The following is a 22,460-nucleotide window of genomic DNA, read 5'->3' as shown; positions in this document are numbered from 1 at the left end:
GTCACCCATCGCCGCCTTCTGGTCCAGCTGATCCTGGGCGAGAAGGAACATGCGGAAGGCCTCGAGCCCGGAGTTGCGCAGGGCCAGCTCGTAGCTCTGGTGGTACTGGCCGAAGCGGCACGCGCCGCAGGAGCCCGCGGTGAGATACACGTACTTCTTGTTGACCTCCTCGGCGCCGATCTCGCCGGACTTCTTCTTGAGGAAGTTCACGAGATTGCCGGTGGTGAAGCTGGTCGGGCAGCACTGGCCGATGTCGGCGGTCTCGCGTCCGGTGAGGAGGTCGTCCTTGGTGGCGACAGGGAGGATCTCCGCCTTGTTGCCGCCGCTCTCCAGCACGGCCTGGAGGATCCGCTCCACGCGCCAGTGCAGCCCGCCGAAGAGAACGGTGACGGAGTCCCGCTCGGCCCGCGTGAAGGGCCGGGGCGCGTATGTGCGGTAGTGGGAGATCGCCCCTCGCTCAGTGGTCGCGGTGGTCATGCCGGTCTCCTTGGAGGCTTGCCGGAGCCCTGTGGCCCGCCTGGTCACGACGGCTCGCCTCATTATGGATCCACGCCTCGAGCAGCTGCACCGAGGCGAAACCGGGTAGGCGCCGGATGGTGTCGTCCACCTTCCGGGCCGCCGCGCGGCCCTCATCGCCGCCGAAGAGATAGCCGGCAAGGAACTCGATCTCCTCGCGCGGCTGCACGCCGCTGCCGACGGGCGCCCAGAAGCAATCGACGAGCAGGCGCGCGATGCGCGCCGCCCCCGGCCGCCGCAGGCGGATGTCGGCCTGGCGATAGTAGAAGAAGAAGTGCCGGGACTCGTCAGCGGTGATTCGACGCAGGAGCTCGGACAGGACGGGGTGGCCGGCCACCGCGGCCAGCCGGCGATAGCCGGTCAGTGTGGTCAGCTCGTTGATGGCGCCCCACGTCATGTGCACCGCGCAGAAGTCCGGCCACGCCCGAGACAGGATCGCGGTGGCGGCGGACTCGAGACGTTTCAGAAGGGGCTCACGGCTCCGGCCCTGAGGGCGCGGATCCACGCGATAGCCCGCGGCCTCCAGGAAGCGCGCGAGCGCCAGCCCGTGGAAGGTCTCCTCGTGGAGCCAGCACGCGAGGAACGTGGCCACCTCGGGATCGTCGATGGCGCGGGTGGCCAGGAGCGAGCGCAGATAGATGATCGTGTGGCTCTCGACGTCTTGCATGTAGCGGAGGGCGCGGACCGCGTCAGAGGCCAGCGGATAACGCGCCACGTCCCCCCAGGGTACCGCCTCGAGATCCAGCGCGCCCGAGCGGCTCACCCAGGTGTCGAGGTCGAACGTGGCGGGCGCCGGCATGGTGTCCATGGCCTCACCCGGTCCTACGCCCCACGCCGGGTGGATGGATGCCCAGTGAAGCGTCGCGCTATGCACGGATCAGGCGCTCCAGCTCGTCCGATGCCCCTGGAAGGGACTGGGAATGCGGCGAATGTCCTGGAGGAGGTCAGGGGGCAGGAAGGCGGCGTCCCCTTCTGCGGCGCGGGCATAGACGCCGTCGGCGACCCCGCCAAAGCGCCGGGCGATCGCCGCGGTGAGCTCGGCGTGCGTCCCGACGGCGGCGAAGAGGTGCACGACGTCGTCCGGAACCTCGGCGGCGATGCGGTCCCACTGACCGGCCTTGGTCATGGTGTTGAGCTTGGCGCCCAGGTCCTCGAGACCGTGGGGCGCCAGCACCGGCCAGTAGGCCGGCGTCGAGGCGTAGAACGCCACGCGATAGCGCACCCACTCGAAGGCCTTGGCCACCGCGGCGGCGTCCGGACCCGTGGCGATGAAGCCGCCGCCCGAGATCTCGAAGTGCTCGCGCTTGCGCCCGCTCGCGCTCATGCCCTCCTGGAGCCGCGGGAGCACCGCCTCGTCGAGATACGTGCGCGTGCAGAAGCCGTGGAGACGCACGCCGTCCGCCACCTCCCCGGCCAGCCGCAGCGCGTGCGGCCCGACCGCGGCGATGGTGACCGGCACCATGGGCTGGCCCATCGAACGCGGGGTGAAGTTGGGCGTCATCAGCGTGAAGCGGTAGTGTTGGCCTTCGAAGCGGAGCGGTCCACCCTGCTCCCAGGCCCGCCAGATCGCGCGGAGGGCCTGCACGTATTCGCGCAGCCGCGGCACCGGCGGGCTCCACGGCACGGAGAAGCGCCGCTCGTTGTGGGCGCGGATCTGTGGACCCAGACCGAGCACGAAGCGGCCGCGCGAGGCGATCTGGAGATCCCACGACGCGTTCGCCACCACCATCGGGCTCCGCGGGAACGCGATCGCCACCGCGGTGCCGAGCGTCACCCGGCGCGTGCTCACCGCGGCCACCGCGAGCGCCAGGAAGGGCTCGTTCTGGTTCTCCATGGTGAGGAGGCCGTCGTAGCCGGCTTCCTCGGCGGCGCGCGCCGCCGCCGGCACCTCGGTGAGGTCGTGCTGAGGCAGCGCGCTGAGCACGCGCATCAGACGTCGGCGGGCTGGTACTCGTCGCGCACCGTCACCGAGAGCGCGCCGGTCTGGCACGTGGCGACGGTGTAGGTGGCATAGACGGCCCGGCAGGGGGCGCCCTTGGCCGCGTGAAGCTCGAGGCGGCCGAGATCGCCGATCACCGAGACCACGGTTTGCACGTTGCGTCCGGGGAAGGGGTGCGCGCAGAGGCTGTGCGGCGCGTTCGCGTGATCGCGATAGACCTGCCGCACGTCGGCGACATCGAGAGGGTCGGCGCCCGCCGTGAGAAGGGACTCCAGGCGCTCACGGCGGCGGAGGGAGTTCTCGCTGGGCGTCTCATAACCCTGAAGCTCGGGCGCCTCCAGGTGATTGGCGTGCACGAGCAGCCCGTCCCGCCCGCGGATGATCCCCGCCTCCTTGCGCAACAGCTCGGCATCCAGCAGCTCGCCGCGGGCGTCGGCCACGAGCAGATTGCGCGAGGCCGCGCGGGGCGGCCGCATCGCGGCGGCGAGGGCGGCCTCCGCGCTCTCCTCGCGGAGGGCCAGACGCGAGAGGAGATAGCGCGGGAGCCCCTCGCCCCAGCCGGTCGGGTCGTCCACGAAGTTGGCGCAGACGCCCACGCCGGCCTCGTTCAGGCCGTTGTGCCCGAGGAGGCCTGCCGTCGTGTACATGAGCGTGGCGGGCGCCTCTCTCGGGTGCTGCCGGACGATCACGCCGTACGCCTCGAGGAACGGGGTCAGGTCCACGTTCTGGCCGAAGAGGACATGGCCGCCCTCGGCGCGATGGCCACTCAGCGCGAAGGTGGTGCACTCGGCCGGAGGCTCGACGGGCGGTGCCTTGGGCGGCCGCTTGGCGCGCAGCACCTCGGCGCGCGCCTGCAGCACGAGCAGCTCGTCCAGTGGGATCCCGGATCCCCGAGCCATGCCCTCGAGTTCTTCCCATAGGAAGGGCGCGTGGGCCTGGATGGGCTCGGCGTAGGGCCGGGCTGCGGCCACCACCGCGTGGCGCGGCGTGCCGGTCTCGTGCGTGACGTGGGCGATCCAGGCGTCGAGATGGTCGCCGATGAGCGGGGCGAAGATCTGGCCGACTTGCTCGCCCATCGCGCCCCAGGAGCCTCGTACGCTGGCGAACGGGAGGATGTCAGGGGTGGCCATGGCGCGAGCCTACCATTTTCTTTTGACTAGTGAAGACCGCCTGCTAGCATGAGTCGCACAGATGGTTAACGTCTTCGGGAGATTTCGAGGCCCGGGTCGTGACAGACATCCCGCCTGAGAAGGCCCCTGTCGCTCGTTCCTATTGCCCCGGCTGTGAGCCGTTTGCCGACAGCCTGCTCGAAGTCCTCGACGTGCAATGGTGCGACGATCATCTGCCCGCGCGCGAGGGGGCGGACGACGCGCTGGTCTCGTCGAACGGCACCCTGTTCGGGAGCGCCGAAGCCGGCGGCGACGGCAACCGGGCCTGGTGCGAGCTGCTGCACCGCGCGGAGCGCGAGCCCGTGCGGCGCGCGCGCCCGCGCCGCGCTCGTCCCCTCGAGGACTGAGCCCGCGCGCAGAGCGGTCGACGAACGGAGCCCGCGGCGCCCTAGCCGCGCTCGAGCCGCCGGAAGGCGGCGAGGGCCAGGATAGGCGCGGCGATCGAGATTCCCGCGAACGTGATCGGCGCCGATGCGCTGCCCGTGTAGTCGCGCAGCATGCCCGCCAGCCCGGGCGCCACCGTCATCGCCGCGTAGAACACCGTGTAGTAGACGCCGAGCCCGGTCGCGAGCGCGGCGGGCGGCAGCGCCTTCGGCAGGAGTGTCATCACCGCGCCTGGTGGGGCGCCCGCCAGCACGCCGACCAGGAAGCACGTGAGGGCGGGCATTCCCGTGTAGGGCAGCGCCACGATGGCGCCCATGGCCAGCAGCGAGCCGACCACGGTGAGCCGGTCGGGGTGCCGCATGCGATCGGCGAGCAAGCCCCCCAGCGGCACCGATGCCAGTGTGACCCAGATGGCGAGGCTGGTTACCGCGCCCGCCGTGCCCACCGCGAGGCCCCTCGACACGAGGAAGCCCGGCGTGAAGCTCAGGAACACGATGTAGCTCGCGTTGAAGACCCCCCAGACGAGCCCCGCGAGGATGGCGAGCCGGAGCTCGCGCGGGCGGAGCGCAGCGCCCACGGGCGCCGCGGTCTCGCGCCCCGGGGGATCGCGGTAGACCGTGAGCATCAGCACGAAGGCCAGGACGATGAAGAGCACGGTCACGTGACCCGCGACGCGCCACGACGTGGCGGCAGCCAGCGAGCCCAGCGTCGCGAGCGCGACGCCGATACCCATCGGCCACGACGTCAGCATCACGCTCATCGCGGTGGCGAGCTCGCGGCCGGCGAACCAGTCCGCGACCATTTTCGTGAGCATCACGTTCAGGAGCACGCCGCCCGTGCCGCTGACGACGCGGCCCACGGCCGCGAGGGAGAACCCATGGCTCGACGCCGTGGCGAGGCCGCCCAGGGTCATCAGCGCCAGGCCCAGCAACACCAGACGCCGTTCGCCGAAGCGCCGGCCCAGCATGCCGCCGGGATAGGAAATGACCGCGCCCGGAAGCATGAACAGCCCCATGAGCCAGCCGACCTGCCCGTAGCTGATGCGGAGGTCGCCGACGAGGAGTGGCGCGACGGAGGCGATGGCCTGAAACTGGATACCCATGGAAAGACGGGTGAGAAAGATGACGCCGAGCATTGCCCAGCGAAGGGTCACCGGGGGAGCATAACTCGGCGGAAGGTCATACCGTTCCAGTAAACAAACGTCAGAGCCGTTACGTCAGGTGGATAGAGGCCCCGGATCGGCCTCGAGGAGACTCCATGGCAACGAAACGCGTTCTGGCGGCACTGTTGGTGGTGGTCATGGTCATTCCAGGGCTTGCCCCTGGGCTGGCCACTGCCCAGGCCCCTCCGCCTCCCCCGCCGCCTCCGCCTCCGGCGGCGGCCCCCGACGCGACCACTCCGCCACCCCCGCCCGCCCCGGGCGCCCAGGCGCAGACGACCGAGACCGCGACCACGCCGGCGGACGTGACGCCGATCCGCATCAGCTATCTCGACGGGGAGGTGTCGTTCTGGCGTCCCGGCGCGACCGACTGGGCGCCCGCGGCCATGAATACGCCGCTCGCCCCCGGTGACGTCCTCTATACGGGCAACGGCGGCACCGTCGAGCTGCAGCTCGACTCGCGCGCGTTCATGCGCGCCGCCCCCGGCACCCATGTGAGCCTCGATAACCAGGAGCCGGACTTCGTGCAGTTCCGCGTGACCGCGGGACACGGTGCGCTCGACGTCCGCGATCTGCCCCCCGGCCATACCGTGGAGCTGGCCACGCCGGGCGGCGCCTTCACGGTCGAGAAGGCCGGCTACTATCCGCTCGACGTCAACGGCGACACCACCACCTTCCGCGCGTATCGCAGCGGCTCCGCCACCGTGACGCCCGCCGGCGGCGCGGCCACGCCGGTGGCCAACAACCAGGAAGTGCGGCTGGTGGGCACCGAGACCGCGCAGGTGGAGACGGGCGGCGCGCCCCAGCTCACCACGTGGGATCGCTGGAACTACCAGCGCACCGACTACATGATTCAGCCCGCAAGCACGCAGCACGTCGGCAACGGCGTCTACGGCGCCGAGGAGCTGGATCGCAACGGCTCGTGGCGCACCGTCGAGACCTATGGCTCGGTGTGGGTGCCGAGCGGAGTGCCGTCGGGTTGGGTGCCGTACAGCACCGGCCGCTGGATCTGGGACCCGCGCTTCGGCTGGACCTGGCTCGACACCGCGCCGTGGGGCTGGGCGCCGTACCACTACGGGCGTTGGGTCTTCGTCAACAACTTCTGGGCGTGGGCGCCGGGGCCGATCGTCGTGCGGCCGGTGTGGGCGCCGGCGCTCGTCGTCTTCCTCGGCGGCGTGACGCTGTCCTTCGGGCGGCCCGTGTGCTGGGCGCCGCTGGCCTGGGGCGAGCCGATCGTCCCGTGGTGGGGACGGCCGGGCTTCGTGGGCGTCGCCACCTGGCGCGGCTGGGGCGGTCCCCGCGTGGTCAATAACGTCGTGGTGAATCGCAACACCACCGTGAACGTGACCAACATCAACGTGTACCGCAACGTGACCGTGAACAACGCGGTGGTGGGCGTGCGGTCCGATCAGTTCGGTCGTGGCGCGGCCCGGGTGGAGCGCGTGAACGCGACCCAGGCGCGCGAGCTCCAGCCCGTACGGGGCGCCGTCGACGTGCGCCCGGTGGCCGCGAGCGTGGCGCCGGCCAACGGCTCCGCGCCGCGCCCGCCGGCCGCGATGGAGACTCGCCCGGTGGTCGCCACGCGCGCGCCGCGCGACGTGACGCCCACCCTACGGGCCGAAGGCCTGACCAGCGCGCGGCCCTCGGCCGAGGCCGCCGCGCCGCCGCGCATCGTGCCAGCGCCACGCCAGTCCGCGCGGCGAGAGCCCGGTGAGCCTGGCGGCGGCGCGCCGAACGCCACGCAGGCGCCGCGTGCCACCACGCCGAATCAACCGGGCGGGGCGCCCGCCCACCCGCGTGCCACCACGCCGAATCAACCGGGCGGGGCGCCCGCCCACCCGCGCGCCACGACGCCGCCGCAACCCGGCAGCGTCACGCAACCCGGGACGCCCGCGCAGCCGCGCGTGACGACCCCGGAGTCGGGTCCGCGCCAGGAGAACGGACAGCGTGGAGAGTCGCCACGACGCGAGCGCCAGCAGGGCCGCGACGTGGAACGGAGCACGCCGCCGCCCCCACCCTCGACTCCTGGTGGTGCGCCGCCGCACGGCCAGGCCCCGCGCGTGACCACGCCGCCGGCCAGCCCGTCCCCTGGCCAGGCCCCGCGCGTGGCGCCGCCGCCGGTGCCGCCGGCACCCCCGGCAGTGAACGCCCCCGGACAGGCGCCGCGTGAGCGGGACCAGGGTCGCCCCGAGCCGCGTCAGTCCGCGCCGCCGCGCCAGCCAGTGCCCATGCCGCAGGCCCCGCCCAGTATCCAGCAGCAGCCGGGCGGGGCGCCTCAACCGGGCCAGCAGCAGCAGCGCCAGGATCAGCGCTCCGAGCGGCAGCAGCGTCAAGAGCCGCCGCGGGCGCGTATCCAGCCGCCACAGCAGGAGGCGCCGCGCGCGCGCATCGAGGCGCCTCGTCAGGAGCGCGTGCCCGAACGCGTGCAGCCGGCTTCGCGCCGCGACGCGCCGGGCGAGCGCGGCGCCCCGGACCGCGGGGCCGATCGTGGCGGTCCCGGTCGGGGCCGCCCGGACCGCGATCGCCAGAGCTAGTCGCGCCTCGCGTCGCGTGGCTTGACGCCGGCCGGATCCCGGCGGACACTGCCGCCCCGTGAACGCGCGCGTTCTCGGGCTCGACATCGGCACCACCGCGGTCAAGGCCATCGTCCTCGACGAGGGCGGCCGCGCCGTGGCCACCACCAGCGTCGCCCACGACGGCTTCGCGCCGCGTCCCGGCTGGGCCGAGGGCGACCCCGAGCGCTGGTGGACGAACGCGGTCGAGGCGGTGCGCCGCCTCGGCGCCGAGACGGCCCTCCACGCCGTCGGCATGGTGGGAGTGAGCGGGATGGTGCCGGCCCTCATCTGCCTCGACGACGCGGGCCGCGTGCTCCGCCCTTCCATCCAGCAGAACGACGCGCGGAGCGCCGCGGAGATCGTCGCGCTGCGCGCGAGCTTGTCCGCCGAGGACTTTCTCGCCGCCACGGGCCAGCCCATCTCGCAGCAGCTGGTACTGCCGCGCCTGCTCTGGCTCCGCCGCCACGAGCCCGATGTCTATCGGCGCATTCGGCGCATCCTCGGCTCCTACGACCTCGTCACCCACCGGCTGACCGGCGAGTGGAGCCTCGAGCGGAACTGGGCGCTGGAGTCCGGCTTCTGGGACGCGCGCCGGCACGACTGGTATGCGCCGGCCTTCGCGGCGGTGGGCACGCCGGCGACGTGGTTGCCGCCGGTGCGCGCGGCTCACGAGGTGGTCGGGGCGGTGACGTCCGCCGTCGCCGCATCCACCGGGCTCAGAGTGGGGACGCCGGTCATCGCGGGGAGCGCCGATCACGTCGCCGCCGCCGTGGCCGCGGGATCGGGGCCCGGCGAGCTCGTGCTGAAGATCGGTGGCGGTGGGGACGTGCTCTACGGCGTGGATCGCTTCGCGCCCGACCCGCGGCTCTTCATCGACTATCACGATCTCCCCGACCGCTTCCTCCTGAACGGCTGCATGGTTGCGAGCGGGCTCCTGGTGAAGTGGTTCGCGGAGGTGTTCGCGCGCGACCTGGGGCCCGGCGAGGACCGCTATGCGCGGCTCGACGCGGAGGCGGCGCCGACACCGCCCGGCGCGGACGGCCTCGTGGTGCTCCCGTATTTCCTGGGCGAGAAGACCCCGATCTTCGACGCCGAGGCGCGCGGGATGATCTCGGGCCTGACGCTGGGGCACCGCCGCGGCCATCTGTTCCGCGCGACGCTCGAGGCCGTCGCCTACGGCTTCCGCCATCACGTGGACGTGCTGCTGGAGGGCGGGCATCCGATCCGCTCGATTCGCATCATGGATCGGGGCGCCCGGAGCGCGCTCTGGCGGCAGATCGTGGCCGATGTGCTCGGCCGCTCCATCGAGTATGCTCCGGGGGCGGACCTCGGCAGCGCATTCGGCGTCGCCTGGGTGGCCGGTGTGGCCCTGGGCGCCTGGGGCTGGACGCGGCTGCCCGAGCCCGCGGGCGCGGTGCACCACCCGATGCCGGAGCGCACCGCGCGCTACGACGCGCTGTATCGGCGGTATCGCGAGCTCGGAGGCATCAGCACAGGAGGCGTGAGATGACCAAGCACAAGATCGCCGTGATTCCCGGCGACGGCATCGGCAACGAAGTGGTGCCTGAAGGCATGCGGGTGCTCGAGGCGGCGGGCCGCCGCTTCGGGTTCGAGTGCGCCTTCTCGACCTTCGACTGGAACTGCGAGCGCTACACCAAGACGGGGCGAATGATGCCCGAGGACGGCCTCGAGCAGCTCCGCCACTTCGAGGCGATTTTCTTGGGCGCGGTCGGGTTTCCCGGCGTGCCGGATCATGTCTCCCTCTGGGGACTCTTGATCCCGATCCGCCGCGGCTTCCACCAGTACATCAACCTGCGCCCGGTGCGGCTCCTCAAGGGCGTGCGCTCGCCGCTGGCCGGCCGCACCTCCGACGACATCGACATGCTGATCGTGCGCGAGAACAACGAGGGCGAGTACTCGGAGATCGGCGGCCGGCTCTACCGCGGGGCCGACAACGAGATGGCCATCCAGCAGGCGATCTTCACCCGGAAGGGCTGCGATCGCGTGATGCGGTATGCTTTCGAGCGGGCGCGGCGTCGGCCGCGGAAGCACGTGACCTCCGCCACCAAGTCCAACGGCATCATCCACAGCATGCCGTACTGGGACGAGCGCTTCGCCGCCATCGGCAAGGATTATCCCGACGTGAAGACCGCCCAGTTCCACATCGACATCCTCGCCGCCCACTTCGTCCAGCATCCCGACTGGTTCGACGTGGTGGTGGGCAGCAATCTCTTCGGCGACATCCTCTCCGACCTCGGCCCCGCCATCGCCGGGTCGATCGGCATCGCGCCCGGCGGCAACATCAATCCCGAGAAGGAATACCCGTCGATGTTCGAGCCCGTGCACGGCTCGGCCCCGGACATCGCCGGCAAGGGGATCGCCAATCCGGTGGCGCAGATCTGGACGGGGGCGATGCTGCTCGAGCACCTCGGGCATCAGGACGCCGCGGACGCGGTGGTGGGCGCGATCGAAAAGCTCGTGGAAGAAGGAAAAACGGTGACGCGCGACCTCGGCGGCAAGGCCTCCACCAAGGACGTCGGTCAGGCGCTGGCGTCGATGATCTGAGCCGCCGATCGGGGGGGCTCTGGTATCGTGAGGGCGCGGGTCACCGTCTCTCGGAGGAGGACGCCATGCGTCGTCTCGGCCACATGCTGGTGCTGGCGTGGGTGTTCTGGTCCACGACGTCGCTGGACAACGATCCCCGGTTGCTCCTGACCGGCTGGCTGTTCGACGTGAAGCCGTTTCCGACGGACTCGCGCGCCGGCGACGGGTATCCGACCGAGAGCGATTGCAAGATCGCGCTCGAGCGGCACATGACCTTCCTCAAGGGGGCCAACGACAGCTACACCCCGGGCCAGTGGGAGCGCCAGGGTAATGACAGCGTGTCGCCCTACTTCCCCACGAAGATGATCACGATGCGCAATCGCCTGGAGTGCCGCGAGATCAAGTAGCGTGCGGCCGGGCCGGCTACGGCGCGCCCAGCACCCCCCGGAGCCACGTCCCGATGTCTGCGATCTCCTCGGCGCACACCGCATGCTGCATGCGGTACTGCCGCCACTCGACCGGATAGCCCAGCTCCTCCAGCGTCCGACGGGAGAACGAGGCGCGCTCGAGGAGTATCAGCTGGTCCTGGGTGCCGTGCATCATCATGATGGGCACGTCGCGATTGGCCGGGCTGGCCTCGAAGTCGACCGTTTCGGCCAGGGGCAGGTAGCTCGAGAGCGCCAGGATGCCCGCGAGCCGCTCGGCGTGGCGCAGCCCGGTCTGGAGCGCGATCGCTCCGCCCTGGGAGAAGCCGGCGAGCACGATGCGCCGCGCCGAAATCCCGCGCGTGCGCTCGCGCGCGAGCAGCGCCTCCACGCGGCCCTGCGAGGCGCGAATGCCCACCTCGTCATGGCGCCGGTCGTTGTAGATGTCGTACCAGGCCCGCATGGACTGGCCGCCGTTGATGGTCACCGGCTGCACGGGCGCATGCGGGAAGACGAAGCGCACGCGCAGGGCGTCGGGCAGGTCCAGCTCGGGGACGATGGGCTCGAAGTCGTGGCCGTCGGCGCCGAGGCCGTGCAGCCAGATCACCGCGGCGTCGGGTGCGCCCCGGCCGCTCTCGATCTCGATCGCATCCAGATGCGCGGCCACGCTCAGAGCCGAAGGCGCGTCTTGATGCGGTCGACCGCCTCCACCGTCTGCTCGCGGCTGCCGAAGGCGGTGAGACGGAGATAGCCCTCGCCGCTGGGGCCGAAGCCCGCCCCCGGGGTCGAGACCACGTGGGCCTCGTTCAGAAGCTTGTCGAAGAGGTCCCAGGACCCGAGACCCTTCGGCGTCTTCACCCAGATGTAGGGCGCGTTGGTGCCGCCATACACAGTGAGCCCGGTGCTCGCCACGCCCTCACGAATGATGCGCGCGTTCTCGAGGTAGAAGTCCACCGCTTCCCGCACCTGCTTCTGACCCTCGGGCGAGTACGCGGCCGCCGCGCCCTTCTGGATGATGTAGGAGACCCCGTTGAACTTGGTGGACTGCCGCCGGAACCACAGCGCGTGCAGGCTCACCGCCTCGCCGGCGGCCGAGCGACCCATGCACGCCTTCGGCACGACGGTGTACGCGCAGCGCACGCCGGTGAAGCCCGCGGTCTTGGAAAACGACCGGAGCTCGATGGCCACGTCCTGCGCGCCCTCGATCTCGTAGATCGTCCGCGGGATTGCGGGATCGCGGATGTAGGACTCGTACGCGGCGTCGTAGAGGATCACCGCCCCCTCGCGCCGCGCGTAGTCCACCCAGCGCTTGAGCGCGTCCTTGCCGAGCACGGCGCCGGTCGGATTGTTCGGGTAGCAGAGATAGATGAGGTCCACGTGCCGATCGGGGAGGGCGGGGTTGAAGTCGTTCTCCGCGGTCGCGGGCAGATAGACCACCCGGTCGTAGCGCCCGTCGCTGGCGGCGCGCCCGGCGCGCCCGGCCATGACGTTGCTGTCCACGTAGACGGGGTAGACGGGATCCACCACCGCGATGACGCAGTCGGGAGAGAAGATCTCCTGGATGTTCGCGGAGTCCGTCTTGCCGCCATCGGAGATGCAGATCTCCTCGGGGGTGAGGTTCACGCCCCGGGGCGCGTAGTCGTGGGCCGCGATCAGCTCGGTGAGGAAGGAGAAGCCCGTCTCCGGGGGATAGCCGCGGAAGGTCTCGACGCGGCTCATCTCCGTGACTGCGTCCTGCATCGCCCGCACGATGGCGGGGGCCAGCGGCCGGGTGACGTCGCCGATGCCGAGGCGGATCAGCTTCGCGGAGGGATTGGCCTCCCCGAAGGCCTTCACCCGTTTGGCGATGTCGGAGAAGAGGTAGCTGCCCTTGATGGCGAGATGGTGCTCGTTCACGCGCGGCACGGCGCTCTCCTGTCTGCGGCGGTAGTGGGCCGGCGCGTGCTCACCCGGCCAGGGGCAGATTGTAGCAGACGGGAGGCGTCGACTACCGGCGCCGAAGGATGCCCGAGATGGACCAGAGGATGGCCAAGGCGAAGGCGAGGATGAGGCACTGTCCGATCACCACGCTGTAATCCTCGAGCCGTGACGGCAGGGGAATGATCTGCTCGACGACCCTCAAGAACGCGTCGCCCAGATACTCCGCCAACCTCTCCATGACCGCTCTCCTGCCGGGGGGTCAGGCCACTCCGTCCGACAGGCCGTACTGACGCACCTTCCGCGCGATGGTCGACTGGGTGACGCCGAGATGCTTGGCCGCGCGCGCCTGAGTCCCGAAGCGGCTGAGGGCATCGCGGAGGAGCTGCGCCTCGACCTTCTGACGCGCCTTCCGCAGGCTGGGCCGGTCGTGCTCGTCCACACGCGCCGTGCTCGTGAGCTGGGTGATCTCGGCCGGAAGGTCGCGGGTGGTGATCGTCTCGCCGTGGGTCGTCACCACCAGACGCTCGACGATGTTCCAGAGCTCGCGGATGTTGCCGGGGAACCGATACGCGGCGAGCGCGTGAATGGCGTCCGGCGTGAAGGTCCGCCGCCGCCCCACCTTGCGCTCGAGCTTGGCGAGCATCATCTCGACGAGGTCCGCGATGTCTTCCGGATGCTCGCGCAGGGGCGGAATGTTGATGGCGAGGACGTTGAGGCGGTAGAAGAGATCGCCGCGGAAGCTGCCGTCGTGGATCATCCGGCCGAGATCCCGGTTGGTCGCCGCCACGATGCGGACGTTCGGCCGCTTCGGCTTGACCGCCCCGATGGACCAGACCTCGCCGTCCTCGAGGAATCGCAGGAGCTTCACCTGAAGCCCGATCGGCAGATCGCCGATCTCGTTGAGGAGCAGCGTGCCCATGTGCGCCAGCTCGACGAGGCCGGCCTTGCCCTTGGAGTCCGCGCCGGTGAATGCGCCCTTGACGTAGCCGAACAGCTCCGCCTCGATGAGCCCCTCGGGGATCGCGCCGCAGTTCACCTCGACGAAGGCGCCGGCGCTCCGGGGCGACGCCTGGTGAACGAGGCGCGCGAATACGCCCTTCCCGGTGCCGGTCTCGCCGAGCAGCAAGACCGGCGAATCGACCGCGGCGTACTGAACGGCCTTGTCATGCTGCGCCCGCATCACTGCGCTTCGCAGCACCGCCTCGGGCGGCGCGAGGTCTCGGATGGTGGCGGCGGTCGGTGGCCGATAGGTGTCCGACGGTCCCAGGGTCTCTTGCAGCTTCCTCATCACCCGACTGATGCCGGTGGTATCGCGCACGTTCAGGACGATGTGCCGGATCTCGCCGACCTCGTCGACGACCGGCGTGCCGGACAGGAGCACGCGCCGGCCGTCGCCGAACGTCTGGACGGCCGTGACGGTGAGCTTCTGCTTCCGGACATCTGCGAGAACGGAGCACTCACCGCCCGCTCGGGCGAACACGGCGGTGGCCGGCCGTCCGATGACCTCCTCGTGAGGGACGGCGAGGATCTCCAGCGCCAGGCGGTTCGCCTTGAGGAGGATGCCGTCGGCGGTAAGGAGACAGACGCCGTCGAGCGAGCCTTCCACGACCGCGTCGAGCAGACTCGCGTCCGTCGCCCTTCCCATCACCGCCAGCAGCTCTCTCATCGTGTCGGTCGCTCCCCGAAAGTTCGTGTCCCTCTCCAGGGGCACACAACATTAGCGCCTTGGGGTCGATTCCTCAGCACACTTAGTGCCACCGGGGCGCGCTTCCTGGACTCCTTTGCTTTCAAAGACTTCGGAGGCATAGAAGTGCCTACCCCACGACAAACCGCCAGGCTAGCGCTACAGGTTTTGCGGCTGGTCGCCACGATTTGTCGCATAAGCGAAATCTGCATACCCACCAGCGCCAGAACTGCATAGCAAGAAGCGAATGGCCGATGCGGGTCCGCATAAATGGATTTCCCGCTTATTAACTCGCTGGTTTCGGTCCTCTGGAGCCTGCGCCCGAGCTGTCTTCCATCCCCTTTTGCATCAGGAAATTGGGCAAATAATTCCGCAAGCTTTTCCGACACTGCCTCCAACTCCCTGAGTTATATCGGGGCGAGAATAAATCGAAAATGGATAGTGTTCGGCGAGTGCCATGGCACGATGCGTGCTCTTTGTCCCACCCGACACCACGGACCCAGGCCCACTGTTGGGGATGGAAATGAACCGAGAAGACTGGCACGGAGATCCGACTCTGGGACACGCGATCGTGGTGGTGCTGGGCGCCGATCGGGATGACAGATTCCCATCGGTGCAGGAAATACTCGGTCAGCTCGGGCTGGGGTTCGACGCGGCCCAGCCACCGTCGGGACCGGTTGATGGCAACGCCGTCGCGTTCCGAGTTCCGCACGAGCGCTTGGCCGAGGTGGTGGTCGGACTCGAGAGCGGGGGATTCACCGATGTACGGGCGTACGAGGGCCGGGATGTCCACCCGATGCGCTGAGCGACGGGCGGCCTGAGGGAGAGAAGCGCAGGACCGGCGGAAGATGGGCTTCCGCCGACAACGCAGTGCACGGGCGAGCCATTGAACAAGGGAGAGTTAGATGAAGCGACTGATCGGTTATTTCAAGGACCAGCGGGGTGTGGAGACGCTCGAGTGGATCGTGGTCGGCGCGCTCATCGTGGCGGTCGGCATCGCGGTGTACCAGGGCGCTCTGCAGAGCCAGCTCATCACCGCCGTCAACAACATCGGCGCTCGGATCTCGGGTCTGGCCAGCTCGTAACGAGCGACCGCGACGCGGGCGCCCCGAATCGCTCGGAGGCGCCCGCGTCGGGACTTCAAAGGGAGGAGCCAAACGTGCTCAAGACGGTTTGGTCGTATGTGAGCGACGAGCGCGGGGTCGAGACCCTCGAGTGGATCGTGGTCGGCGCTCTCATCGTCGCGATCGGCATCGCAGTCTATCCGGGCACTCTCCAGACCCAGCTGACCACCGCGATCAACGCGATCGGGGGGACACTGAGCGGACTGGCGAGCTCCTGAGGATTCTCTCGTGAGGGTTATGAGAAAGCTCTTCGATAGTCGCGGCACGTCGACGCTCGAGTTCGTCGTCGTGCTCCCGGTGCTCCTCTTCGTCCTGTTCGCGATCGTGGAGGTGAGCCGGGCCTGGCTCACCCTCAACCTGGCCACCGCCGCCGCGCGCGAAGGCGTGCGCGCCGGCGTGGTCGCGGCGCCCGATTCGGTGAGCACCGCGGGCAATGCCAAGATCGACGCGATGCTCGGCTCCGGCAACTGGACGGGTGCCGGCGTGTCCTGCGCGACCTCACCCTGTGCGCCGGACCAAGTCGTGTCGGCGACGGTCACGCTGCAGTTCCAGACGGTCGTGCCGCTCATGACATCCACGATGTTCGGGACCATGAACATCACACAGACCGCAACCATGCGGTACGAATGAGGAACCTGCACCCATGAACCGTCGACTGATGATCGTGCTGGTGTTCGCCACGATCGTGGGCCTCATCGCCAGCTTCCTCGTCTACCAGGTGGTGCGCCAGATGGCGCTGGCCGGCGCCCCCGAAGGCACCGAGCCGGTGGTGGTGGCGGCCGTCAACATGAGCATGGCGGAATCGGTGACGAGCCAGCACGTCAAGCTCGTGCAGTGGCCGAAGAGCAATATCCCCACGGGCGCGGTCCGGACTCTCGCCAACGCCGAAGGGCGTGTGGTGCGGAGCGCGATCATGGCCGGGGAGCCCCTCCTCGAGTCGCGGCTGGCCCCCGAGCTGGCGGGCAAGGGCGGCGTGATGCCGATGCTGGTTCCCGAAGGGCAGCGCGGCGTCTCCATCAAGGTCGACGAGGCGATTCGCGAGAGCGGCTTCATCCTTCCGAACAGCCGGGTGGACGTGCTCGTGAGCATGACCAAGCCCGGCTCCACCAACGAGCGCATCGCCAAGGTGATCCTCCAGGACGTGCCGATCCTCGCCGCCGGCCAGACGGTAGAGATGCGGGACAACAAGCCGATCACCGTGACCACGGTCACGCTCGCCCTTACGCCCGAGCAGACCGAGCGGCTCGCGGTGGCGCAGAGCGAGGGACGGATCACGCTGGCCACCCGCAACCTGCGGGACAACGAGGTCGTGAGGACGTCGGGCGCCACGCAGGCGACCCTCCTGAGCGACGTGCGTACCGCGGCGGTGGCTCCCCCTCCGGCGGCGCCGGTGGCGCGTAAGCCCGTGCCCGTGGCCGCCCCGCTCCCGCCCCCCGCCCCCGAGGGCCATACCGTCTCGGTGGTGCGCGGGACGCGGCTCACCGAGCAGCAGTTCGTCCGTTTCGGCGACCGGGGGTGGATCGAGCGCGGCTCGGCGGAGAAGCAGCGGTGATGAACAAGGAGACCCCCATGCGTTTGCCACGCTTCAAGGAGAGCCGCCTCGCGCTCGGCGCGCTCGGGCTCGGACTCGCCGCCCAGCTCGGCGCGATGGCCGGGCCGACCGGCGCCCAGGAGCAGACGGCGGTGTTCGTCGCCTCCGACCAGGCCAACGTGCTCACGGTGGGACCGGAGCCCCTCACGAAGGTTGTGGTGGCGAATCCCAACGTCGCGGATGTCCAGGTCCTGAATCCCACCCAGCTGCTCCTTACCGGCAAGACGGTGGGCCGGACCACGCTGCTCCTGATCTTCGCCGGCAACAAGCAGCGCCAGTACGACCTCGTCGTCCATCCCGCCGCCGCGCTGCCGTCCCTGACGACTCCCTCGAACCCCGAGCCGTACTCGGTCCTCGTGCATCGGGGCGATCAAGTGAGCCAGCGCTTCTTCCTCCGCGACAAGTCGGAGCTCTGGATCGAGCTGGGCACGGTGAAGGACACCGAGGCTCCGAAAAAGTGAACTCAACCATCGAACGGAGAGGCGATCGAATGCGCGATGCGCTTGGGCGGAGACGGGTTCTAGCCTGGCTCATGCTCGTGGCGATGCTCGCCACGGGCGCGATGCCGGCCCTCGCCGACGAGCAGGGCGTCGTCCGGCTCGAGGTCACCATCGGGAAGTCGCAGGTCGTCGAGCTGAAGGAGCCGTTCACTCGCGTTTCCGTCACCAACCCCGCCGTTGCGGACGTGTTCGTCGTGACCCCCAACCAGCTCCTCGTGAGCGGCAAGGCGGTGGGGACGACGTCGCTTGTGGTGTTCTACCCGCGCAAGACGGTCTTCTTCGACATCTTCGTTCAGACGGACCTTGCCCTGCTGCGCGAGCGGCTCAAGCAGGTCGCCCCCAAGGACGAGATCGATGTCCAGTCGGCTCAGGAATCGCTCATCCTGACGGGGACCAGCACCAGCGAGCAGGTGATGGCGGGGGCCGTCGAGGTGGCGTCGGTCTTCGCGCCCAAGGGGAAGGTCATCAGCCTGCTCAGCGTGAGCGACATCAGGCCGCAGCAGGTGCTCCTCCAGGTCCACGTGGCGGAGGCCACGCGGCAGGCGCTGAAGGAGCTCGGGTTCAGTGTCCGCGCCCTCGGCGATACCCTCCAGGCCGGCGCGACCCCCGGCAACGCCTTCTTCCCGGGCCTCGGTACCCTCGGGGCGGTGGGCGCGCGCGAGCTGGCAAACCAAGCGGTCGGCCGGAATACGCCGGACTTCGCCTTCCCGGGTAGCAACTTCTTCCTGTCGACGGGCGCGCGCGACTACGCCATGCTGGTTCGCGCCCTCGCCGAGCGGGACCTGTTCCGCACGCTGGCGAAGCCGAACCTGGTCACCCACAGTGGCCGGGAGGCGAAGTTCCTCTCCGGCGGTGAGTTCCCGTACCCGGTTGCGCAGGAGAACAACCGGGTCACCGTCGAGTTCAAGGAGTTCGGCGTCGGGATCCTGTTCACCCCGACGGTCGTCGACGGCGACACGATCAATCTCAAGATCCGACCCGAGGTCTCGAGCCTCGACTTCAGCCAGGGCCTCGTCGCGGCCGGCTTCGCCATTCCCGTGCTGCGGAAGAATCAGGCGGCGACCAACATCAGCCTCAGGGACGGGGAGACCTTCGCGATCGCCGGCCTCATCAACAACGAGGTGCGCCAGCAGGTGGCGAAGATCCCCATCCTCGGCGACATTCCGATCCTGGGCACGCTCTTCCGCAGCACGCGCTTCCAGAACAACGAGACCGAGCTGTTGTTCCTGGTCACCGTCAAGCTCGTGAAGCCCGATCCCGTCGGCTCGCCGTTCACGCCCGACGCCGCTGCGCTCTTCAATCTGCGTGAGAAGGAAAAGAAGGAATTCACCCTCGTGCCGGGGATCCCGGCCGTCGGCGAGATCATGGAGCGCCCGTTCGGGCAGAGCGACCTTCCTCCGAAAAAGTGAGCCCAGCGTGACCCCATCGACCGTGCTCCGTATCGTCGTCGTCGACTCGGACGCCGAGTCCCGCACCGCCCTCCGCAAGATGCTGGGGGGCATGCCGGGCGCGGTGGTGGTGGGGGAATTCGGCGACGTCAGGCAGGCCCTGCTGGACACGCCGAGCCGCCGCCCAGATCTGGTCCTGATCGAGATTCCGTCTGGGCGCGATGAAGACGTGTCGGGCGCGACCGTCCGGAAGTTCGCAGAAACCTTGCCCGAAGCGGCCATCCTGGCCATGGGCAGCGGCGTGTCCGCGGAGGCCGTCCTCAAGGTCATCCGCGCGGGCGCCTTCGAGTTCCTGTCGCGGCCGGTGGAGCGCGCGGACCTGGCGGAGGCGCTCGAAAAGGTCGCGCGCGTGCGTCGCGGTCCGGCCCCCAGCGTTCGCAAGACGGGCCGCGTGCTGTCGGTGTTCTCCACCAAGGGCGGCCTCGGCGTGACCACGGTGGCGATCAACCTCGCGGTGTGCCTCGCCGAGCGGGCGCCCGACAACACGCTCCTCATCGAGCTCGACACTCGGCAGTCCGACATCGCGACGTTCCTCGACCTGCGCCCGACCTACTCGGTGCTCGACGCCTTCGAGAACATCGACCGCCTCGACGAGTCATTCCTGCGTGGCCTCCTCACCCGGCACTCGAGTGGGCTCTGGGTGCTTCCCGGCCCGCTCCGGATGGAGCGGACGCAGCTCAACGGCGAGCAGGTCCGGGCCGGCCTCGAGATCATCCGCTCGCACTTCGACCACGTGGTGCTCGATCTCCGGCACGACACGTCCCCGGGGACATTCGCCGGGCTCGAGGCCTCCGACGCGATCGTCTTCCTCACCAACCTCGAGGTCTCGGCGCTGCGCTCCGGCGCGGCCGGCCTCGCGGGGTTCCGCCTGCTCGGCATCGACTCCCACAAGGTGAAGGTGGTGGTGATGCGGGAGGACACCGGCGAGGACGTGACCTTGAAGCACGCGCGTGAAGCGCTCGGCGTGCCCGTGTACTGGCGGACGCCGAGCGACTATCAGGCGGTGGTGTCGGCGATCAACACGGGGAAGCCAGTGGTGACCGCCGCGCCCCGCTCGAAATTCGCCCGAAACGTCAGGCAGCTCGCGGAATCCCTCGCCGGCAGCGTGCCCGGACCCAAGGGCACGCCGGCCTCGAAGCGCGCGAGCTCATTGCTGGGCATGGTCTGGAATCCCAAGAGCACAGGAGCCTGATAGATGGCACTCTTTCAGCGACGGCAGGGCCTCGAGCCCGCCCCGGTGGTGACGAACGGCGCGCCCCCGCGTGAGCCCAAGCGGGCCGGCGAGTCGGCCTATTTCGAGCTCAAGACCCGGATCCACCGTCAGCTCATCGAGAGCCTCGACCTGTCGAAGCTCAACCTGCTGCCACGGGAAACCGTCCAGGCGCAGATCCAGCGCATCGTCGAGGACATGCTCGCGAGCGACGAGACGCCGCTGAGCCGGCAAGAGCGCGAGCAGCTCGTCATCGAGGTCCAGCACGAGACGTTCGGTCTCGGCCCCATCGAGCCGCTCATGCAGGATCCGACCGTGTCCGACATCCTCGTCAACGGGCCCCGCGCGATTTACGTCGAGCGGCGCGGGCGGCTGGAGCGGACGCGGCTCATCTTCCGCGATGACACCCACCTCCTCCAGGTCATCGAGCGCATCGTGTCACGCGTGGGCCGGCGGGTAGATGAGTCCTCCCCGATGGTGGACGCCCGGCTGCCCGATGGCTCGCGCGTCAACGCGATCATCCCGCCGCTGGCCCTGGACGGGCCTGTGCTCTCGATCCGGCGGTTTGCGGTCGATCCGCTGAAGACCGATGATCTGATCGGGCTGAATACCTGGACGCCTGCGCTCTCCGCGATCATCCGGGCCGCGGTGCAGGCGCGTCTGAACATCCTCATCTCGGGCGGCACCGGCTCCGGCAAGACGACGCTCCTCAACGTCATCTCCGAGGCCATCCCGAACCACGAGCGCATCGTCACCGTGGAGGACTCGGCCGAGCTCCAGCTCCAGCAGGAGCACAAGGTCCGCCTGGAGACCCGCCCGGCCAACATCGAGGGTGCAGGAAACGTGACCCAGCGCGATCTCGTGCGGAACGCGCTCCGGATGCGGCCCGACCGGATCATCGTCGGTGAGGTGCGGGGCCCCGAGGTCCTGGACATGCTGCAGGCCATGAACACCGGCCACGACGGCTCCCTGTCCACCGTCCATGCGAACTCGACCCGCGACGCGCTGGCCCGGCTCGAGACCATGATTTTGCTCTCCGGCATCTCCCTCCCCGTGCGGGCGATGCGCGACTACATCGCCTCCGCGCTCGACCTGATCATCCATCTCTCGCGGCTGAGCGACGGGAGCCGGAAGATCCTCCGCCTCACCGAGGTGGTCGGCATGGAAGAGGACGTGGTGACCACCCAGGATATCTTCGTCTTCGAGCAGGAGGGCGTGGACAAGGATGGAAAAGTGATCGGCTACCATCGCGCCACCGGCGTTCGGCCCAAGTTCGCGGACCGGCTGCGCCGGGCCGGCATCGAGCTGGACCCGGACATCTTCAACCCGAACAAGCGGCAGGCGGTTCGTTGATGCCCCTGCTGGTCGCCGCGCTGACCTTCCTTCTCGTGCTGGCGCTGATCGCTGGCGTCACCTGGTCCTTCGAGGGAAAGCGCCGGCTCCGCGAACGGCTGGCCGGCGGGATGGCGGCAGGCGCCGGCGTCGACCCCGATCTCCTGCGGGCCCAAGCGCGCCTCGCAGCTTCGTCGTCGCGCCAGGCCGCCCTCTATGATCGTCTGGGACGCCTCGCGGCGCAGGCCGGCTATCCGGGGCTGTCCAACGACTTCCTCCTCTACGTCAGCATCGGCGCCACTCTGGGCCTCTTGCTGGGGTGGCTCCGGACCGGGCTCTTTGTCTGGGGCCTCGGGGCAGCGGCGGCGGTGGGTGCGGCCCCGATCTTGTTCCTCCTCTGGAAAAGGCAGAAGCGGATGCAGCGCTTCGAGGCCCAGTTCCCGGACGCGCTCGACGCGATGTCGCGCGCCATCCGCGCCGGGAACGCGCTCAGCAGCGCCATTCAACTGGTGGGCCAGGAGATGCCGAATCCTCTTGGAGCCGAGTTTACCCAGGTGTTCGAGGAGACAAAGCTCGGCTTGGATCCCGGCGAGGCGCTCTCGCGGCTGGCCGAGCGCACGCCGACCGACGACGTCCGGTTCTTCTGCACCGCGGTCCTCATCCAGCGCGGCTCCGGCGGGAATCTCGCCGAGATCCTGGACCGGCTCAGCGAGGTCATCCGCGAGCGCTTCAAGATCCTGAGCCACGCCCGCGCCCTGTCGGCCCAGCACCGCTGGTCGGCCATATGCGTGGGGCTGAGCCCGGTGGCCTTCGCCATCATGTTCGAGCTGATGAGCCCTGGGTACTTCACGCCCATGCTGGAGTCGCCTCTCGCGCCCGTGCTCCTGGGCGCGGGGCTGACCATGGAGGCCATCGGCTTCTTCATGGTGTGGCGCATCGCCAAGATCAAGGTATGAGGCG

At 69.5% G+C, this 22,460-nt stretch carries 24 protein-coding genes; 15 read left to right on the top strand and 9 right to left on the bottom strand.

The features are described from left to right. The 4 genes from VFX14_14705 to VFX14_14690 all read right to left on the bottom strand — a co-directional run. Window positions 1–477: hypothetical protein (locus VFX14_14705; protein ID HEU5190932.1), on the bottom strand; the 477-nt coding region annotated here is incomplete at its 3' end. Beyond that, window positions 458–1,324 carry an acyl-ACP desaturase gene (locus VFX14_14700; GenBank protein ID HEU5190931.1) on the bottom strand — a complete coding sequence of 289 codons (867 nt, stop codon included), beginning with the start codon at window positions 1,322–1,324 and terminating at the stop codon, window positions 458–460. The genes VFX14_14700 and VFX14_14705, both read right to left, overlap by 20 nt. A 69-nt stretch (window positions 1,325–1,393) precedes the next feature. Next, a complete protein-coding gene (locus VFX14_14695) occupies window positions 1,394–2,446 on the bottom strand; it encodes a TIGR03617 family F420-dependent LLM class oxidoreductase (protein HEU5190930.1) in 1,053 nt (350 codons plus the stop codon). Beyond that, the gene (locus VFX14_14690) at window positions 2,446–3,585 is read right to left on the bottom strand and encodes a C45 family peptidase (protein HEU5190929.1); all 1,140 of its coding nucleotides are present in this window, start codon (window positions 3,583–3,585) and stop codon (window positions 2,446–2,448) included. The genes VFX14_14695 and VFX14_14690 overlap by 1 nt, the downstream gene beginning before the upstream one ends. A 98-nt stretch (window positions 3,586–3,683) precedes the next feature. Here VFX14_14690 and VFX14_14685 point away from each other — a divergent pair, with 98 nt between their 5' ends. Beyond that, window positions 3,684–3,971, top strand: a complete 288-nt coding sequence (locus tag VFX14_14685) for a hypothetical protein (protein ID HEU5190928.1) — start codon at window positions 3,684–3,686, stop codon at window positions 3,969–3,971. Between the two features lie 41 nt (window positions 3,972–4,012). Here the strand turns inward: VFX14_14685 and VFX14_14680 are convergent, their stop codons facing one another. Then, the gene (locus tag VFX14_14680; GenBank protein ID HEU5190927.1) at window positions 4,013–5,161 is read right to left on the bottom strand and encodes an MFS transporter; all 1,149 of its coding nucleotides are present in this window, start codon (window positions 5,159–5,161) and stop codon (window positions 4,013–4,015) included. Between the two features lie 104 nt (window positions 5,162–5,265). Here VFX14_14680 and VFX14_14675 point away from each other — a divergent pair, with 104 nt between their 5' ends. From VFX14_14675 to VFX14_14660, 4 genes are all read left to right on the top strand, one after another. Next, entirely contained in the window at window positions 5,266–7,701 is a 2,436-nt protein-coding gene (locus VFX14_14675) for a DUF6600 domain-containing protein (GenBank protein HEU5190926.1), read from the top strand. 58 nt (window positions 7,702–7,759) lie between these two features. Continuing rightward, window positions 7,760–9,232: an FGGY family carbohydrate kinase gene (locus VFX14_14670; GenBank protein HEU5190925.1), complete on the top strand. Its 1,473-nt coding sequence runs from the start codon at window positions 7,760–7,762 to the stop codon at window positions 9,230–9,232. Next, on the top strand, window positions 9,229–10,287 hold the full coding sequence (locus VFX14_14665; GenBank protein ID HEU5190924.1) for a tartrate dehydrogenase: 1,059 nt from the start codon (window positions 9,229–9,231) through the stop codon (window positions 10,285–10,287). Before VFX14_14670 ends, VFX14_14665 begins: the two co-directional genes overlap by 4 nt. Before the next feature lie 65 nt (window positions 10,288–10,352). Continuing rightward, entirely contained in the window at window positions 10,353–10,673 is a 321-nt protein-coding gene (locus tag VFX14_14660) for a hypothetical protein (protein HEU5190923.1), read from the top strand. Window positions 10,674–10,689: 16 nt separating this feature from the next. Here VFX14_14660 and VFX14_14655 read toward each other — a convergent pair whose 3' ends face one another. The 4 genes from VFX14_14655 to VFX14_14640 form a co-directional block, all read right to left on the bottom strand. Beyond that, window positions 10,690–11,358 carry an alpha/beta fold hydrolase gene (locus VFX14_14655; GenBank protein ID HEU5190922.1) on the bottom strand — a complete coding sequence of 223 codons (669 nt, stop codon included), beginning with the start codon at window positions 11,356–11,358 and terminating at the stop codon, window positions 10,690–10,692. A gap of 2 nt (window positions 11,359–11,360) precedes the next feature. Further along, entirely contained in the window at window positions 11,361–12,596 is a 1,236-nt protein-coding gene (locus VFX14_14650) for an LL-diaminopimelate aminotransferase (protein ID HEU5190921.1), read from the bottom strand. A gap of 82 nt (window positions 12,597–12,678) precedes the next feature. Then, the gene (locus VFX14_14645; protein ID HEU5190920.1) at window positions 12,679–12,849 is read right to left on the bottom strand and encodes a hypothetical protein; all 171 of its coding nucleotides are present in this window, start codon (window positions 12,847–12,849) and stop codon (window positions 12,679–12,681) included. Between the two features lie 21 nt (window positions 12,850–12,870). Further along, a complete protein-coding gene (locus tag VFX14_14640) occupies window positions 12,871–14,277 on the bottom strand; it encodes a sigma 54-interacting transcriptional regulator (protein ID HEU5190919.1) in 1,407 nt (468 codons plus the stop codon). Window positions 14,278–14,818: 541 nt separating this feature from the next. Here VFX14_14640 and VFX14_14635 point away from each other — a divergent pair. The 10 genes from VFX14_14635 to VFX14_14590 all read left to right on the top strand — a co-directional run bounded on the left by VFX14_14635 (window position 14,819) and on the right by VFX14_14590 (window position 22,456). After that, window positions 14,819–15,100 (top strand): hypothetical protein, encoded by a 282-nt coding sequence (locus tag VFX14_14635; GenBank protein ID HEU5190918.1) that lies wholly within the window; start codon window positions 14,819–14,821, stop codon window positions 15,098–15,100. 100 nt (window positions 15,101–15,200) lie between these two features. Beyond that, window positions 15,201–15,380 carry a hypothetical protein gene (locus VFX14_14630; protein HEU5190917.1) on the top strand — a complete coding sequence of 60 codons (180 nt, stop codon included), beginning with the start codon at window positions 15,201–15,203 and terminating at the stop codon, window positions 15,378–15,380. 74 nt (window positions 15,381–15,454) lie between these two features. Further along, the gene (locus VFX14_14625; protein HEU5190916.1) at window positions 15,455–15,637 is read left to right on the top strand and encodes a hypothetical protein; all 183 of its coding nucleotides are present in this window, start codon (window positions 15,455–15,457) and stop codon (window positions 15,635–15,637) included. 19 nt (window positions 15,638–15,656) lie between these two features. Beyond that, window positions 15,657–16,049, top strand: a complete 393-nt coding sequence (locus tag VFX14_14620) for a TadE/TadG family type IV pilus assembly protein (protein HEU5190915.1) — start codon at window positions 15,657–15,659, stop codon at window positions 16,047–16,049. Window positions 16,050–16,062: 13 nt separating this feature from the next. Continuing rightward, complete coding sequence (cpaB, locus tag VFX14_14615) at window positions 16,063–16,971, top strand: Flp pilus assembly protein CpaB (GenBank protein ID HEU5190914.1); 909 nt, start codon at window positions 16,063–16,065, stop codon at window positions 16,969–16,971. Continuing rightward, entirely contained in the window at window positions 16,971–17,471 is a 501-nt protein-coding gene (locus VFX14_14610) for a pilus assembly protein N-terminal domain-containing protein (protein HEU5190913.1), read from the top strand. The genes cpaB and VFX14_14610 overlap by 1 nt, the downstream gene beginning before the upstream one ends. Before the next feature lie 29 nt (window positions 17,472–17,500). Next, complete coding sequence (locus VFX14_14605) at window positions 17,501–18,919, top strand: type II and III secretion system protein family protein (GenBank protein ID HEU5190912.1); 1,419 nt, start codon at window positions 17,501–17,503, stop codon at window positions 18,917–18,919. A 7-nt stretch (window positions 18,920–18,926) separates the two neighbouring features. Further along, window positions 18,927–20,150, top strand: coding sequence for a response regulator (locus tag VFX14_14600; protein ID HEU5190911.1), 1,224 nt, complete (start codon window positions 18,927–18,929; stop codon window positions 20,148–20,150). A gap of 3 nt (window positions 20,151–20,153) precedes the next feature. Beyond that, entirely contained in the window at window positions 20,154–21,521 is a 1,368-nt protein-coding gene (locus VFX14_14595; GenBank protein HEU5190910.1) for a CpaF family protein, read from the top strand. After that, window positions 21,521–22,456, top strand: coding sequence for a type II secretion system F family protein (locus VFX14_14590; GenBank protein HEU5190909.1), 936 nt, complete (start codon window positions 21,521–21,523; stop codon window positions 22,454–22,456). Before VFX14_14595 ends, VFX14_14590 begins: the two co-directional genes overlap by 1 nt. The last annotated feature ends 4 nt before the right edge of the window (window positions 22,457–22,460 follow it).

This window comes from Candidatus Methylomirabilota bacterium (assembly GCA_035764725.1).
Lineage (GTDB): Bacteria > Methylomirabilota > Methylomirabilia > Rokubacteriales > CSP1-6 > DASRWT01.
This window is presented reverse-complemented; position numbering and strand designations above follow the sequence as displayed.